We start from the raw sequence: 15,374 nt of genomic DNA, 5'->3' as shown, positions 1-15,374 counted from the left end.
TCCCTTCCGTCTCCGGCTATCTATTCAAAGTTGAACGACATCCACAACCTTCGATTCTGCAAGTCTATTCCCGTTGCCTCTCAACGTCGCGGGTGGTAGTTCGGGTGCATATGCGGGTCGAGTGACCACCGGCGACGTTGAGAACGAGGGGCGGGGGATGCGAGTGGATGCGGTGGGCGAGCGGGTCGCCGACGTCGTGGTCGTCGGGCTGGGCGCGATCGGGTCGAGCGCGGCGTGGAGGCTCGCGGCGCGCGGGCTCGACGTCGTCGCCGTCGATCAGCACGAGCCGGGGCACGCATGGGGCGGATCGCACGGCCGCTCGCGGCTCTTCCGCGTCGCGTGCCTCGAGCACCCCGGCCTCACGCCCATCGCCCGCCGCGCCCGCGCGCTGTGGCGCGAGCTCGAGGCGCTGAGCGGCGAGGAGCTGCTGCTCGAGACCGGCGGCATCATGATCGGGCAGCCCGGCTCCCGCATCATCGAGGGCACCCTCGCGGCGGCACGAGAGCACGACCTCCCCGTCGAGCGGCTCGACGCCGCGGCGATCGCCGAGCGGCTGCCCGCGCTGGCTCGGCTCGATCCCGGCGACGTGGGCCTGTGGGATCCCGAGGCGGGCGTGCTGCGGCCCGAGGCCGCGATCGTCGCGGCCGTCGACGCGGCGCGCGCGGCGGGCGCCGAGATCCGCACGGGCGAGCGGGTGCTCGCGATCGAGGTCGACGACGTCGGCGATGCGGGCTACGCGGCCGTCACGGTGCGGCTCGAGCGGGGCGACGTGCGCGCGCGGCGCGTCGTCGTCGCCGCCGGGCCGTGGCTGTCGCAGCTCGTCGACGTGCCGGTGCGGCCGCACCGCGTGGTGATGAGCTGGTTCGGCGCGCGCGATGGGCACGACGCATCCATCGACCGCATCCCCGTCTTCATCCGCAGCGTGCCCGGCACCGCGGAGTGGATCTGGGGCCACGGCGCGCTGCCGGGCGACCTGGCGAAGGTGGGCCCGGAGTTCGACGGGCCGTTCGACGACGCCGATCCCGACGCGATCGATCGCGAGATCCACGCGGGCGAGACCGACCGCATCAGCGAGCTCGTCGACGCCGCCTTCGCCGACCTCGACCCCGAGCCCGCCGACCTCACGACCTGCACCATGGCGCACACGCCCGACGGCCAGTTCGTCGTCGGACCGACGGATGCATCCGCCCGCGTCATCGTCGCCGGCGGCTGCTCGGGCCACTCGTTCAAGCACGCGGCGGCGCTCGGCGAGCTCGCCGCGCAGCTCGCGGCCGACGAGGCCCCCTTCACCGACGCCGCCTTCCTCGACCCCCGCCGCTTCGGGAAGGATGCAGATCAGGCGGCGGCGGATGCGTCGTCGGCGCTCTCGACCCGGGCATCGGCGGGCGCGCGCTGCGCCCGGCTCAGGAGCACGAACGGCAGCGCGACGGCCGACAGCGCGCCGCTCAGCAGCAGCGAGAAGCCGTAGCCGCCCAGGTCGGCGCTGCGGCCCAGCACCGGCTGGAACGCCGAGCTGCCCGCCGACCCGAGCAGCGAGTCGAACGACAGCACCGTCGCGCGCTGCTTCGAGGGGATGAGGTCGTTGAGGTAGGCGCGGTGCACGGGGTCGTCGATCGCCGACGTGACGCCCCAGACCGCGACGAGGCCGAGCGCGATCCAGAACTCCTGCACGAGCCCCAGCGCGACGAGCACGCCGACGCTCGTGGCCGTCGCGAGCAGGATCGTCGAGGTGCGGCGGCGGAAGAGCCTCCGCACGAGCGGCGCGATCGCGCCGCCGAGCATCGAGGCGCCGGCCAGCAGCGCGGCGGCGAGGCCAGCGATCGAGTACGCGTCCGGGTCGCCCCACAGCACGAGCAGGTGCGGCTGCAGGGCGTAGAAGACGTAGAAGCCGACGCCCGCGGTGAACGGGCTCGCGAGCAGCAGCCACCGCACCGGCGCGTTGCCGAGGCCGTGCCGCCACGCCGCCCGCAGCACGGTGCGGGTCGCGCGCAGCGGTCCCTCGCTGCGGTCGGGGGTGAAGCCGAGGTCGCGCATGAGGAGCCCCGCGACGACGATCATCGCGAGCAGCACGCCCGCGCGGATGAGGAACGGCACGCCCAGGTCGGTGAGCTGCGCGACGACACCGCCGAGCACCGAGCCAGAGAGCATCGCCGCGCCGCTCACGATGAGCGAGCGGCCGAAGACGGTCTCGAGGCTGCCGGTGTAGCCGGTCGCCTGCAGCGCGTCGACGAGCCACGCATCCACCGCGCCGGTGAAGAACGTGAAGCCGAGCCCGAGCAGCATCGAGACGAGCGCCCACGCCCAGAGCGGTGACTCCCACACCCAGAGCAGCCAGTAGAGCACCGTCGTCACGGCGAGCGTGAGGGAGCCGAGCAGGTACGAGGCGCGCCGCCCGAGCGTGTCGGCGACGACCCCGGTCGGGATCTCGAAGACGAGCACGCCCACGGTGTAGAACGCGTTCGCCGCGAACGCCTCGAGGTTCGTCAGCCCCGCGTCGAGCAGGAAGAGCGTGTTGATGCCCCAGATGAACGAGGCCGCGAGCGTGTTGCCGAGCGTGAGCACGTAGTAGGTGCCCTGCACCCGGCGAGCGGTCGGTGCGGCGCGCATGCGCGACCTCCTCTAGAACAGCTGGCGCCAGTTCGTGCGCGCCAGGTCGAGCAGCTCGTCGCCGCGACCGGAGAGCACGGTGCGCATCGCGTAGAGCGCGAAGCCCTTCGCCTGCTCGAGCGCGATCGTCGGCGGGATGGTGAGCTCCTGCGGATCGACCACGACGTCGACGAGGGCAGGGCCGTCGTGCGCGAAGGCCTCGATGAGCGCCGCGTCGACGTCGGCCGACTCCTCGACCCGGATGCCCTTGATGCCGAGCGCCTCGGCCACCGCGGCGAAGTCCGGGTTCTGCAGCTCGGTCGCGAACGGCAGCTGCCCGGCCGCCTTCATCTCGAGCTCGACGAAGTTGAGCGACGAGTTGTTGAACACGACGATCTTCGCCGGCAGCCGGTTCTGCGTGAGCGTCAGCAGGTCGCCGAGCAGCATCGTGAGCCCGCCGTCGCCCGAGAGCGTGACGGTCTGGCGCTCGCGATCCTGCGCCAGCACGCCGATCGCCTGCGGCACCGCGTTCGCCATCGATCCGTGCCAGAACGAGCCGAGCAGTCGGCGCCGGCCGTTCATCGTCAGGTAGCGGGATGCGTAGACCACCGGCGACCCGACGTCCGGGATGAACACCGCGTCGTCCGCCGCGAGCGCGTCGATCCGCCGCGTGAGGTGCTGCGGGTGCACGGGGGCGCCCTTGCGGGCGGGCTTCGCGAGGTCGTCGAGCCGCTCGCGCGTCTTCGCGTAGTGCTGCTGCGCATCCTTGAGGTGCCGGTCGCGCTTCTGCTCGAGCAGGGGCAGCAGCGCGGCGCACGTCTCCCGCACGCCGCCGACCAGTCCGACGTCGACCGGGTGCCGTCGCCCCAGCTGCTCGCCGCGGATGTCGACCTGCACGAACGTCGTGCCCTCCGGGTAGAACTGCGGGTACGGGAAGTCGGTGCCGAGCAGCAGCACCGCATCGGCCGCATCCATCGCCCGGTAGCCGCTCGCGAAGCCGAGCAGCCCGGTCATGCCGACGTCGAACGGGTTGTCGTGCTCGAGGTGCTCCTTGCCGCGCATCGCGTGCACGGTCGGCGCGGCGAGCCGCTCGGCGATCGCGAGCACCTCGGCGTGGGCCCCCGCAGCGCCCGCGCCGCCGAGGATGGTCACCGTCTTCGCGGCGTTGAGCGCGTCGGCCGCCTCCTGCAGCTGTGCGGCCGCGGGCACGACCTCCGACCGCGTCCTGCGGATGAGCGTGCGGCGGTCGTCGTGGATCGTCGCCTGCGCGACGTCGCCGGGGATGACGAGCACGGCGACGCCGCGCCGCTCGATCGCGGTGCGCATCGCGATCTCGAGCAGCCGCGGCATCTGCTCGGCGGTCGCGACGTACTCGACGTAGACCGAGCACTCGCGGAAGAGCTCCTGCGGGTGGGTCTCCTGGAAGTAGCCGGTGCCGATCTCGACGGTGGGGATGTGCGCGGCGATCGCGAGCACCGGCACGCGGCTGCGATTGGCGTCGAAGAGGCCGTTGATGAGGTGCAGGTTGCCGGGTCCGCAGCTGCCGGCGCACACGGCGAGCGCGCCAGTCATCTCCGCCTCGGCGCCGGCGGCGAACGCGGCGCTCTCCTCGTGGCGCACGTGCACCCATTCGAGCTCGTCCTCGAGCCGGATCGCCTCGGTCAGGGCATTGAGCGAATCGCCCGGCAGGCCGTAGATGCGCCGGACCCCGTTCCGCACGAGCGTCTGCACCATGTTCTCCGCGACCGATGTCATGGCGATCACCCTGGCACGGCGGCGGCACGAGGGACAGGGCCGTCGCTCGGACGCCGGGGCCTCCACCTCGCTACCCTGCTCGGATGGATCCGTCGTGGACGCCCCTGCTGCTCGCGATCGGTGCGGCGCTGGTGGCCTTCGGCGTGCAGTGGGCGCTCGGGCGCATCCTGCGGCCCTACCGCGAGGCCCGCCGCGCGGGCTCGGAGCAGGTGCGAGCGAGCATCGCGCTCGAGCGCGAACGGCTCGACGCGTCGGCGGCCGGCGTCCGCAGAGAGGCGGAAGCGCTCGAGGCAGAGCTGGCCGCCGCGCAGCGGGCTGCCGACCCGCCCCACGAGGACGGCGAGCTCGAGGAGGGCGAGGGCGAGGACGGGCACGCGCGCGGGCGCTGAGCGGGCCGCAGCGGCGCCGCTGGCGCCGAGGCGGCGCTACTCGGCGGGCGCGGTCGCGGGCGGCGCGTGGTCGGGGCGCACGTCGCGATCCGCGTCGCGGCCGGTGCCGCGCAGCCGCTCGAGCGCATCCATCAGGTGGTAGATCACGAGCGTCGCGACCGTGCCGAGCACGATGCCCTCGAAGATGAGCTCGCCCGCGGTGAGCGTGTAGTTCGCGATCGCCACGATGAGGCCGACGCCCGCGGAGAACTGGTGCTTCGGCACCGAGAAGTCGACGCGGTTCTCGACCCAGATGCGGATGCCGATGATGCCGATGAGACCGTAGAGCGCGGTCGTGACGCCGCCGAGCACGCCAGCAGGCACGGCGTTGATGATCGCGCCGACCTTCGGGGAGAGGCCGAGCAGGATCGCGGTGATCGCCGCGACCCAGTAGGCGGCGGTCGAGAAGACGCGCGTCGCGCTCATCACGCCGATGTTCTCGCCGTAGGTCGTCGTCGCCGAGCCGCCGAAGGTGCCGGCGAGCATCGTCGCCGCGCCGTCGGCCATGAGGGCGCGGCCGGCGAGCGGGTCGAGGTCGCGGTCGAGCAGCTGCCCGACGCCCTTGACGTGACCGAGGTTCTCGGCCACGAGCGGCAGCAGCACCGGCACGAACAGCAGCAGTGCCGGCAGCGACGCCGCGTCGAGCGTGGGCGTGACGAACTGCGGCAGCCCGACGAGCGGCGCCGCGTCGACGTCGCTCCAGTCGAGCTTGCCGGTGAGCGCGGCGACGACGTAGCCGACGACGATGCCGATGAGGATCGCGAGCCGGCCGACCATGCCCTTGAACAGCACGGCGGTGAGGATGATCGCGCCGAGCGTGATGACCGACAGCAGCGGGTCGGAGCTGAAGTTGTCGCGCGCGGCCGGCGCGAGGTTGAAGCCGATGAGCGCGACGATCGTGCCCGAGACGACGGGCGGCATGACGGCGGCGATCCAGCGCGTGCCCGCGAGGTGCACGATGAGGCCGACGACGACGAGCAGCGCGCCGACGAGGATGATGCCCGAGAGCGCGAAGCCCTGCCCGCCGATCTCGGTCGCGGCGCCGATCGGCGCGAGGAACGCGAACGACGAGCCGAGGTAGCTCGGCAGGCGGTTGCCGGTGACGAGCAGGAACAGGATCGTGCCGAGACCCGAGAAGAGCAGCGTCGTCGAGGGGTCGAAGCCCGTGATGTACGGCACGAGGAACGTCGCGCCGAACATCGCGACGACGTGCTGCATGCCGAGCCCGAGGGTGCGGAAGAAGCCGAGCCGCTCCTCCGGGTAGATGATGTCGGAGGCGGCGAGGCCTCGGCTGTCGCGGCGCTGCCAGGGCATGCGGCTCCTCGGGTGCGGGGATGGGATCGGCGGCCGGACCGCCTCTCGGATCGTAGTCGGCCGCGGATGCGGTGCTCGCGCCGCGCGCGCCGGTGGCGGCGGGTCATCCGCTCGGTTGACGCGTGCCGCGCATCCGCTGGCGTACGGTCTCGGAGTGCTCTCCACGATTCTCGCCGCGTACCCGTGGCTCGGCATCGCGGCGGTCGTGGCCGCGGTGGTCGTAGGGCTGCCGCTCGGCTGGTGGGTCGCCTCCCGGTCCCGCGTCGCCTGGGTGCTCGCCGCGGTCGCGGCCGCCGGCGTGCTCGTCGCGACGCTCTACCCGACCGGCCGCGTGGTCGAGGTCGTGTGCGTGCTGGGACGGGACGGGACGCTCGCGGGACCGGAGCCGCTCGCGAACGTGGCGCTCTTCGTGCCCATCGGGCTGCTCGTCGGCGTCGCCAGCCGGCGACCGGTGCTCGGCGCGCTCGCGGGGGTGGTGCTCACCGTGGCGATCGAGCTCGTGCAGGCGCTCGTGCCCGCGATCGGCCGCTCGTGCGCGATGGACGATGCGATCGCGAACGCCGTCGGCGCGGCGCTCGGGGCGGTGCTCGCCGTGATCGCGCTGCAGCTGCCGCGCCGTGGCGCGCCCGACCGGGCGACGGCCGCCGACGCCGCCGCGCGGCGCTAGGCGGAGCGGCCGCCCGCGAGGTCGTCGCGCGCCGCGGCCAGGACGACGGCGTCGTCGCACGCGCGAGCGAACGCGTCGATGCGCGCCCGGATCTCGCGCCCGAGCAGCCGCTGGCCGATCGGCTCCGCGACGCGGCGGAGCCAGGCGGGCCGCACGGTGTACGTGTACTTCCAGGTCGCCGCGGTGCCTGCGACGCCGTCCCGCTCCTCGGGGGCGAAGCGCCAGCCGCCGCCGAACCGCTCGAGGAACCAGGGGCCGTGCACCATCGTCATGCCGACGGAGGTCGGTGGCAGGTACGACGCGTACTCGCTCAGCATCCCGAGGCCCACGCGCGTGCGCGTGATCGTGCGCACGCCCTTCGCCGGTCGCGCCGCGTCGACGAGCCGCTGGTGGCGGATGAACGGGTCCCACCGCATCCGCACCTCGCCCTGCGTCTGCGAGACGGCGAACGCGAGCGCGGGCTCGACGGGCACCCACGAGCGGGCGACGACCTGGGGCATGCGGCCAGCATGCCAGGCCGTGCTCCACGCGGAGCCCCGGGCTCAGTACGCCTGGGCGCGCTGCTCGGTGATGACGTGGAGCAGCACGAAGCGGTCCCGCTCGCGCCACAGCTCGAGCGCCGCGGCGACCGCGCCCGGCACGTCGCGGTCGGCCTCGACCCGGATGCCGTGCCCGCCGTACGCGCGCGCGAGCATCGCGAAGTCGGGGTTCTCGAGCTGCGTGCCCGAGATGCGACCCGGATGCCGGCGCTCCTGATGGGTGCGGATGGTGCCGTACTCCTGGTTGTCGACGAGGATCACGAGCGGGGTCGCGCCGACCTGCGCGGCGGTCGCGAGCTCCTGGCCGTTCATGAGGAACTCGCCGTCGCCGGCGATCGAGACGACCTCGCGCTCGGGGAAGTGCAGCGAGGCCGCGACCGCCGAGGGGATGGAGTAGCCCATCGAGCCGTTGCCGCAGCTGACCATCGAGGGGTAGCTGCGCGTCGGGAAGTAGCGGTGCGCCCAGTTCGTGTGCTCGCCGGCGCCGAAGGTGACGAGCGCGTGCTCGTCGAGCTCGGGCACGAGGTGCGCCATGACCGTCGCCATCGACGCGATGCCGTCGCCCGGGGTGCGGTCGGGCAGCGCGCTGAACGCCGACTGCTGCTCGCGGAGGCGCGTCGTCCACCGCGCGCGGCGCTCGTCGGCAGCGAGCTCGATCTGCTCGAGGTCGCGCACGAAGGCGCTCGGCCGGGCGAGGATGTGGTGGCTCACGGCGCCCGAGCGGCCGCGCAGCGTCGGGTCGATCGACACGAGGAAGTTGCGCCGCTGCCAGCCCTGGCGCACGAGGAAGCCGTTCGTGATGACGTCGCCGGGGAGCGTGCCGACGAAGACGAGCAGGTCGCACTCCTCGAGCACGTCGAGCGTGGGCTTCGGCCGGCCGTAGCCGATCGGGCCGGCGTACGAGGGGGACTCGAACGGCACGATGCCCTCGGTGCGCCACTCGGCGACCGCCGGGAGCCGGTGCCGCTCGAGCCAGCGCGTGAGCCGCTGCGAGGCCTCCGCGTCCCAGTCGCTGCCGCCGGTGACGAACAGCGGCTTCTCGGCCTCCTGCAGCGCGCCGCGCAGCGCGGCGAGGTCGTGGCCCGTCATGCCGCCGTCGGCGACCGGCAGCTGCGGCTGCGGGTGGTGCTCGATCGACTCGCGGATGACGTCCTCGGGCAGACCGATCACGACCGGTCCCGGGCGGCCGGCGCGGGCGAGGAACAGCGCGTCGGCGACCACCTCCTGCGCGCGCTCGGCGACGTCGAGCACCATGACGCTCTTCGCGCCGGCGGCGAACCAGCCCTGCACATCGAACTCCTGGAACGCCTCCTTGTGGCGGTGCGCGAGCGGGATGAGGCCGATGAAGAGCACCATCGGCGTGGAGTCCTGCCACGCCGTGTGCACGCCGACGAGCGCGTTCGCGGCGCCGGGTCCGCGCGTCACCATCGCGACGCCCGGGAGCGGCCCGAGCTTGCCCTCGGCCTCGGCCATGTAGGCGGCGCCGCCCTCGTGGCGGCACACGACCGTCTCGATCGTCGAGTCGTGCAGGCCGTCGAGCACCTCGAGGTAGCTCTCGCCGGGCACGACGAACGCGCGCTGGATGCCGTGCTCCTCGAGCACGCGCACGATCGCGTGACCGGCGGTCTCGGTCGTGGAGCGCACGGCGGCGAGGGGGGAGGGCATGGCGTCGGTGGAGAGCGGCGGTGCGATGTCGAGCTGCGTCAAGACGGCTCCTTGTTTCGGCAGAGCAGAAGCGGGGATGGAGCGTCGCGCGCCGTCGCGCGATCGCTCTCGAGGGGATCGGTCGAGCCGAGCGTCCAGGGATGGCGGACGGGCTCTGAGGATCGGTCATGCCGAGCTGCTCTCGACACTACGAACCGCGCCGCGACGCCGCGGACCGACCGGGCGCGAAACTTCGCGCGGTCTTTGCGCCGGGGCAAGAGTCGCCCGCGCGTCTCGTGTCGCGCATCCGCCGAGATCGGCACGGACGATGCGCGAGCGCGGGTGTGGGCGGTCGCCGCTACCGTGTTCCCGTGACCGAGCTCATCAGCGTGCGCGGCGCGCGCGAGAACAACCTCCGGGGTGTCGACGTCGACATCCCCAAGCGGCAGCTGAGCGTCTTCACGGGCGTCTCCGGATCCGGCAAGTCGAGCCTCGTGTTCGGCACGATCGCCGCCGAGTCGCGGCGGCTCATCGACGAGACGTACGACGCGTTCGTGCAGGGCTTCATGCCACCGGCGCCGCAGCCCGAGGTCGACAGCCTCGAGGGACTCACCGCGGCGATCCTCGTCGGACAGGACCAGATGGGCGCGAACTCGCGCTCGACGGTCGGCACGGCGACCGACGCGTACACGATGCTCCGCATCCTCTGGTCGCGGGTCGGCGAGCCGAGGCTCGAGTCGTCGGTGATGTTCTCGTTCAACGACCCGCGCGGCATGTGCATGGCGTGCGAAGGGCTCGGGCGAGTCTCGACCATCGACGTCGACGTGATCGTCGACCGCTCGAAGAGCCTCAACGAGGGCGCGATCGACTTCCCGAACTACACGGTCGGCACCTGGTACTGGAAGATCTACGGCGAGTCGGGGCTCTTCGACGCCGACAAGCGGATCGCCGACTACACCGCCGACGAGCTGCACCTGTTCCTCCACGGCGAGGAGCAGAAGGTCAACTTCGCCGGCTTCAACATGACCTACGAGGGCCTCATCCCGAAGCTGCGGAAGTCGGTGTTCGTCAAGGACGTCGACTCGATGAAGCCGACGCTGCGCGCGGTCGTCGAGCGGGCGGCGACGTTCGAGGCGTGCCCGGAGTGCGGCGGCTCGCGCCTCAACGCAGCCGCTCGCGAGGTGCGCGTGCAGGGCATCACGATCGCCGAGGCGACCGCGATGCAGCTCACCGACCTCGCCCCGTTCGTCGCGGCCATCCCGCCGAACGCGGGCGGCGCGGCGACCGCGCCGCTGCGGGCGAAGCTCGTCGACCTGCTCGAGACCTTCGACGCGATCGGGCTCGGCTACCTCTCGCTCGACCGGCCCGCGGGCTCGCTCTCGGGCGGCGAGGCGCAGCGCACGAAGATGGTGCGGCACATGGGCTCGGCGCTCACCGACGTCACCTACGTCTTCGACGAGCCGACCGCCGGCCTCCACCCGCACGACGTCGAGCGCATGAACGGACTGCTCACCCGGCTGCGCGACAAGGGCAACACCGTGCTCGTGGTGGAGCACAAGCCCGAGGTGATGGCGATCGCCGACCGCATCGTCGACATGGGGCCCGGGGCCGGCGTGCACGGCGGCACCGTCGTGTTCGAGGGCACCTTCGACGCGCTGCGCGCCTCGGGCACGCGCACGGGCGAGCACCTCGAGCACCGCCAGCAGCTGAAGGCGTCGGTGCGCACGGCGTCCGGCCGCATCGAGATCCGCGACGCCCGCGAGCACAACCTGCGCGGCGTCGACGTCGACGTCCCGACCGGCGTGCTCGTCGCGGTGACGGGCGTCGCGGGCTCGGGCAAGTCGTCGCTCATCCACGGGTCGCTCCCGCGCGACGGCGTCACGTTCGTCGACCAGGCGCAGATCAAGGGCTCCCGGCGGTCGAACCCCGCGACCTACACGGGCATCCTCGAGCCCATCCGCAAGGCCTTCGCGACCGCGAACAAGGTCAAGCCAGCGCTCTTCAGCGCCAACTCCGAGGGCGCATGCCCCGAGTGCAAGGGGCTCGGCGTCATCTACTCCGACCTCGCGTTCATGGCGGGCGTGACGACGCCCTGCGAGCTGTGCGGCGGCCGCCGCTTCACCGCGGAGGTGCTCGAGTACGAGCTGCGCGGCAAGTCCATCGGCGATGTGCTCGACATGTCGGTGGAGGAGGCGCAGCAGTTCTTCACCGAGAAGCAGGTGCAGCCGATGCTCGGCCGGCTCGTCGATGTCGGGCTCGGCTACATCCGGCTCGGGCAGACGCTCACGACCCTCTCGGGCGGCGAGCGCCAGCGGCTGAAGCTCGCGATCGAGATGGGCACCGATGCCGCCGTGATCGTGCTCGACGAGCCGACCACCGGCCTCCACATGGCCGACGTCGACAACCTCATCGGGCTGCTCGACCGCATCGTCGACGCGGGGCGCACGGTGATCGTGATCGAGCACAACCTCGACGTGGTCTCGCGCGCCGACTGGCTCATCGACCTCGGTCCGGGCGCCGGCGCGCAGGGCGGCGCGGTCGTCTTCGAGGGCACGCCCGCCGCGCTCGCCGCCGAGCCGGGCGACTCGCTGACCGGCCGCCACCTCGCGAAGCGGCTGGTCCCAACCGGCTAGCTGGCATCGCGAGGGACGAGCGCCCTCGCGTTGCCCAATAGCCGGTCGAGGCAACGTCAGGCGGTGTGCGCGGCGAGGCCGCGGACGGCGGCCGCGACGGCATCCGGTCGGTCGCTCGCGATGAAATGGCCCGCGCCGGCGGCGGTCGAGACGCGCAGGTCGTCGGCGGTGCCGCGCCAGGGGCCGAGGCTCGCCTCGGTGATCACCGGGTCCTCGCCCGCGAGCACGATGCGCGTCGGCACCGAGAGGTGCCGGTCGTCGTGCTCGCCGCGCGTCATCCGCGCCATGCCCGGGATGATGAGCCGCCGGTAGATCCCCGACAGTCCGCGAGCGTGCTCCGGCTGGCGCAGGACCGCGAGGAAGACCTCCCGCTCCGCCTCGTCGAACGTCGGCCGCGAGCCGTCGAGCATGTACCGCACGGTGCCCTGCCGTCCCGAGCGCGCCGCGAGCGGCCCGAGCCCCGGTGCGGCGATCACGGGCTGGAACCACAGCCGCCACATCTGCGGCACCATCGAGAGCGACGGCCGGGTCCACGGATGCGGGGATCCGAGCGCCACGAGCCCCCGGATCCGATTCGGGTGGTCGAACGCGAGCCGCCAGCCGATGAAGCAGCTGTAGTCGTGGGTCACGAGGATGGGCCGATCCAGGTCGAGCGCGTCGAGCAGCCCCAACACGTCGCGCACCTGGCTCTCGAGGTCGAAGCCGATGCTCGGCCCGCGCGTCCAGCCGGTGCCGCGCAGATCCGGCATCACGAGTCGATGCTCCGCCGCGAGCAGCGGGGCCACGCTGCGCCACTCGAACCAGTGCTGCGGGGAGCCGTGCAGCAGCACGACGGGCACGCCGGCGCCCGCCTCTGCGACATGCACGTCGAGATCGCCGACGGCGATCCAGCGATGTCTCGCGCCTGCCACCTCCGGCATGGGCGCGATGGTTGCGACGTTCATGGGCGCACGATACTACGATCGTAGTGATCTGACGAGGGGCGAATCGGGATGCGCGACGTAGGGTGACCGGGATGAGCACCACGAGAGACCGCATCGCCGCCGCGGCGCTCGAGCTGCTCGGCACCGAGGGGGTGCGCGCCCTGACGCACCGCCGCGTCGACCAGCGCGCCGGACTCCCGGAGGGCTCGACGTCGAACCACTTCCGCACCCGGGCGGCGTTGCTCGCCGGCGCGACCGACGCCATCGTCGCGGCCGAGCTCCCGGGCGTGCTCGCGCTGCGCGCCGGCAGCGCGGACGAGCTCGTCGACGCGATCGCGGCGCTCGTCGAGGCCGTCACCGGCCCGGCGCGCACGATGACGACCGCGCGGCACGTGCTGTTCCTCGAGGCCGCGCACGACCCGGTGCTCCGGGTGCAGCTCAGCGCATCCCGCGCCGGCTACGTCGCCGCCATGGTCGCCGCGCTCGAGACGCTCGGCGCGGCCGAGCCGCACGCCGCGGCCGAGGCGCTCATGGGCCTCAGCGAGGGCCTGATCCTGCACCGCATCGCGCGCCACGACGCATCCGACCCGCGGCCGGCGATCGCGGTCGCGGTGCGCGGCGCCCTCGGCTGAGGGACGGGCCCGCGCGTCGTCGGCCGCGCGTCGTCGGCATGGGCCTCGTCGACCCCGCCCCGGTCGGCCTGAGCGGATGCTGATGCGCGCGGATGCGAGCCCACCGCGACCCCGCACGTAGAATCCGGACGTGCCCCAGTTCACCGCCCTGCGTGAGGAGTCGACCTTCGTCGACCTCCAGGGCGTGACCATCCACACGTACCGCTGGAAGCCCGGCAAGCCCACCGGCGTCGTGCTCATCGTCCACGGGCTCGGCGAGCACGCGCTCCGCTACGAGCACGTCGCGCAGCGGCTCGTGCAGGCCGGCTACGCCGTCTGGGCGCTCGACCAGCGCGGCCACGGCGCGACCGGCATCGAGCAGCACGGCGGCGACCTCTCGAAGCTCGGCCGGCTCGGCCCGGGCGGCATGCGCGCGGTCGTCGGCGACCTCGTGAACGTGTTGCGGCGCATCCGCGCCGAGCACCCGGAGCTGCCGGTCGGCATCATCGGCCACTCGTGGGGCTCGCTCGTGACGCAGATGCTGCTGAGCACCCGCCCCGAGCTCGTCGACGCGGCGGTGCTGAGCGGCACCGCGTACTCGATGCCCGGCTGGGTGCGCGCGGGTGACCTCAACGTGCGGCACGCGCACCTCGGCGACACGGGCTTCGAGTGGCTCTCGCGCGACCCGGCCGTCATCGACGCCTTCGTCGCCGATCCGCTGACCTTCCCCGCGAGGGCGGCCGAGGCCTTCGGCATCGTCGAGGGGCTGCGCCTCTACCAGGTGCCGAGCAAGCGCATCCCGGCGGGGCTGCCGCTGCTCATCGCGGGCGGCTCCGACGACTCCATGGCCGGCCCGAAGTCGCTGCGCCGACTCGGCGAGGCGTACCGGCGCCGCGGCCTCACCGATGTCACCGTCACGATCTACCCGGGTGCCCGCCACGAGATCTTCAACGAGATCAACAAGGGCAAGGTGCTCGACGACCTCGTCACCTGGCTCGACCTCAAGCTCGTGCCGAGCGCCCGCCGCGAGTAGCGGCGGCTGCGCGGAGGCCCCCGCGGACCGAGAACGGCACGCGGACCCCCGATCGCGGGTCCGGCTGCCGAACCGGGGTCCGGTCGGCGCGCCTAGGCTGGAGCCATGCACGGCGAGTACAAGGTCCCCGGCGGCAAGCTCGTGGTGGTCGACCTCGACGAGCAGGACGGCCGCATCGCCGGCTTCCGGCTCGCGGGCGACTTCTTCCTCGAGCCCGACGAGGCGCTGGGGGCGATCGACGCGGCCGTGAACGGCCTGCCCGTCACCGCATCCGCCGCCGAGATCGGCGAGGCGATCAAGGCGGGCCTGCCCGCCGACGCGGTGCTGCTCGGCTTCACCCCCGAGTCCGTCGGCGTCGCGATCCGCCGCGCGCTGCAGCACGCGAGCTCGTTCAGCGACTACGAGTGGACGATCATCGACGACGAGCCGCGGCTGCCGATCGTGCACGTCGCGCTCGACGAGGTGCTCACCGAGGAGGTCGGCAAGGGCTCGCGCGGCCCGACGCTGCGCTTCTGGAACCTGTCCGGCCCCGCCGTCTACCTCGGCTCGTTCCAGTCGTTCAAGAACGAGGTCGAGCCCGAGGCTGCCTCGCGCCACGGCATCCCCGTGTTGCGCCGCATCACCGGCGGCGGCGCGATGTTCTCCGAGCCCGACAACGCGATCACCTATTCGCTGTACGTGCCCGGCGACCTCGTGCAGGGCATGAGCTTCCAGGACTCCTACGCGTTCCTGGATGCGTGGGTCATCGAGGCGCTCAAGGCGCTCGGCATCGACGCGTTCTACGCGCCGCTCAACGACATCACGTCGGCCGAGGGCAAGATCGGCGGCGCAGCGCAGAAGCGGCTCGCGAGCGGTGCGGTGCTGCACCACGCGACCATGTCGTACGACATCGACGCCGACAAGATGACCGAGGTGCTGCGCATCGGCAAGGAGAAGCTCTCCGACAAGGGCACGACGAGCGCGAAGAAGCGCGTCGACCCGCTGCGGTCGCAGACCGGCATGGAGAAGGCCGAGGTGCAGGACGCGCTCAAGGCGACGTTCCGCAGGCTCTACGGCGGTGCCGACGGCGAGCTGACGGCGGCCGAGCTCGCCGAGGCCGACGAGCGCATCCGCTCGAAGTTCGGCACCAAGGAGTGGCTGCACCGCGTGCCCTGAGCGGCGATGCTGCAAGGCTCCCGACACTCGGCGTCCCTGCGCGCCACGCAGGCGCCGCGCGGCGGCCGCGCCTGAGCATTGCCCCA

Annotated in this window: 12 protein-coding genes and 1 pseudogene; 7 read left to right on the top strand and 6 right to left on the bottom strand. The window is 72.8% G+C overall.

Going from position 1 to position 15,374, the window contains the following annotated elements:
* Positions 1 to 157: 157 nt before the first annotated feature.
* Positions 158 to 1,312 (top strand): annotated as a pseudogene (solA, locus tag ABD106_RS07690) (N-methyl-L-tryptophan oxidase); the annotation flags it as partial.
* A 23-nt stretch (positions 1,313 to 1,335) separates the two neighbouring features.
* Here the strand turns inward: solA and ABD106_RS07685 are convergent.
* Both ABD106_RS07685 and poxB read right to left on the bottom strand, forming a co-directional pair.
* The gene (locus ABD106_RS07685) at positions 1,336 to 2,607 is read right to left on the bottom strand and encodes an MFS transporter (protein WP_343919037.1); all 1,272 of its coding nucleotides are present in this window, start codon (positions 2,605 to 2,607) and stop codon (positions 1,336 to 1,338) included.
* A 12-nt stretch (positions 2,608 to 2,619) separates the two neighbouring features.
* Positions 2,620 to 4,341 (bottom strand): ubiquinone-dependent pyruvate dehydrogenase, encoded by a 1,722-nt coding sequence (poxB, locus tag ABD106_RS07680; protein ID WP_343919035.1) that lies wholly within the window; start codon positions 4,339 to 4,341, stop codon positions 2,620 to 2,622.
* Between the two features lie 83 nt (positions 4,342 to 4,424).
* Here poxB and ABD106_RS07675 point away from each other — a divergent pair, with 83 nt between their 5' ends.
* Positions 4,425 to 4,730, top strand: coding sequence for a hypothetical protein (locus ABD106_RS07675; RefSeq protein WP_343919033.1), 306 nt, complete (start codon positions 4,425 to 4,427; stop codon positions 4,728 to 4,730).
* Between the two features lie 36 nt (positions 4,731 to 4,766).
* On the opposite strand, the gene ABD106_RS07670 is transcribed toward ABD106_RS07675, so the two are convergent.
* Complete coding sequence (locus ABD106_RS07670) at positions 4,767 to 6,083, bottom strand: uracil-xanthine permease family protein (protein ID WP_343919031.1); 1,317 nt, start codon at positions 6,081 to 6,083, stop codon at positions 4,767 to 4,769.
* A 154-nt stretch (positions 6,084 to 6,237) separates the two neighbouring features.
* Here ABD106_RS07670 and ABD106_RS07665 point away from each other — a divergent pair, with 154 nt between their 5' ends.
* Positions 6,238 to 6,750 (top strand): VanZ family protein, encoded by a 513-nt coding sequence (locus tag ABD106_RS07665; protein ID WP_343919030.1) that lies wholly within the window; start codon positions 6,238 to 6,240, stop codon positions 6,748 to 6,750.
* On the opposite strand, the gene ABD106_RS07660 is transcribed toward ABD106_RS07665, so the two are convergent.
* Together ABD106_RS07660 and ABD106_RS07655 are read right to left on the bottom strand one after the other, a co-directional pair.
* Complete coding sequence (locus tag ABD106_RS07660) at positions 6,747 to 7,250, bottom strand: SRPBCC family protein (RefSeq protein WP_343919028.1); 504 nt, start codon at positions 7,248 to 7,250, stop codon at positions 6,747 to 6,749. The genes ABD106_RS07665 and ABD106_RS07660 overlap by 4 nt on opposite strands.
* A 42-nt stretch (positions 7,251 to 7,292) precedes the next feature.
* Positions 7,293 to 8,954: a thiamine pyrophosphate-dependent enzyme gene (locus ABD106_RS07655; RefSeq protein ID WP_343919419.1), complete on the bottom strand. Its 1,662-nt coding sequence runs from the start codon at positions 8,952 to 8,954 to the stop codon at positions 7,293 to 7,295.
* 350 nt (positions 8,955 to 9,304) lie between these two features.
* Between ABD106_RS07655 and ABD106_RS07650 the strand changes: the two genes are divergently transcribed.
* On the top strand, positions 9,305 to 11,566 hold the full coding sequence (locus tag ABD106_RS07650) for an ATP-binding cassette domain-containing protein (protein WP_343919026.1): 2,262 nt from the start codon (positions 9,305 to 9,307) through the stop codon (positions 11,564 to 11,566).
* Positions 11,567 to 11,622: 56 nt separating this feature from the next.
* On the opposite strand, the gene ABD106_RS07645 is transcribed toward ABD106_RS07650, so the two are convergent.
* Positions 11,623 to 12,510 carry an alpha/beta fold hydrolase gene (locus ABD106_RS07645; protein WP_343919025.1) on the bottom strand — a complete coding sequence of 296 codons (888 nt, stop codon included), beginning with the start codon at positions 12,508 to 12,510 and terminating at the stop codon, positions 11,623 to 11,625.
* 71 nt (positions 12,511 to 12,581) lie between these two features.
* On the opposite strand from ABD106_RS07645, the gene ABD106_RS07640 reads away from it, so the two are divergent.
* The 3 genes from ABD106_RS07640 to lplAB all read left to right on the top strand — a co-directional run bounded on the left by ABD106_RS07640 (position 12,582) and on the right by lplAB (position 15,288).
* Complete coding sequence (locus tag ABD106_RS07640; protein ID WP_343919023.1) at positions 12,582 to 13,121, top strand: TetR/AcrR family transcriptional regulator; 540 nt, start codon at positions 12,582 to 12,584, stop codon at positions 13,119 to 13,121.
* Between the two features lie 130 nt (positions 13,122 to 13,251).
* Positions 13,252 to 14,133, top strand: coding sequence for an alpha/beta fold hydrolase (locus ABD106_RS07635; protein ID WP_343919021.1), 882 nt, complete (start codon positions 13,252 to 13,254; stop codon positions 14,131 to 14,133).
* Between the two features lie 105 nt (positions 14,134 to 14,238).
* The gene (gene lplAB / locus ABD106_RS07630) at positions 14,239 to 15,288 is read left to right on the top strand and encodes a lipoate-protein ligase LplAB (protein WP_343919019.1); all 1,050 of its coding nucleotides are present in this window, start codon (positions 14,239 to 14,241) and stop codon (positions 15,286 to 15,288) included.
* Positions 15,289 to 15,374: the final 86 nt, after the last annotated feature.

The sequence above is a fragment of the Agrococcus citreus genome, assembly GCF_039527715.1.
Taxonomy (GTDB): Bacteria; Actinomycetota; Actinomycetes; order Actinomycetales; family Microbacteriaceae; genus Agrococcus; species Agrococcus citreus.
This window is presented reverse-complemented; position numbering and strand designations above follow the sequence as displayed.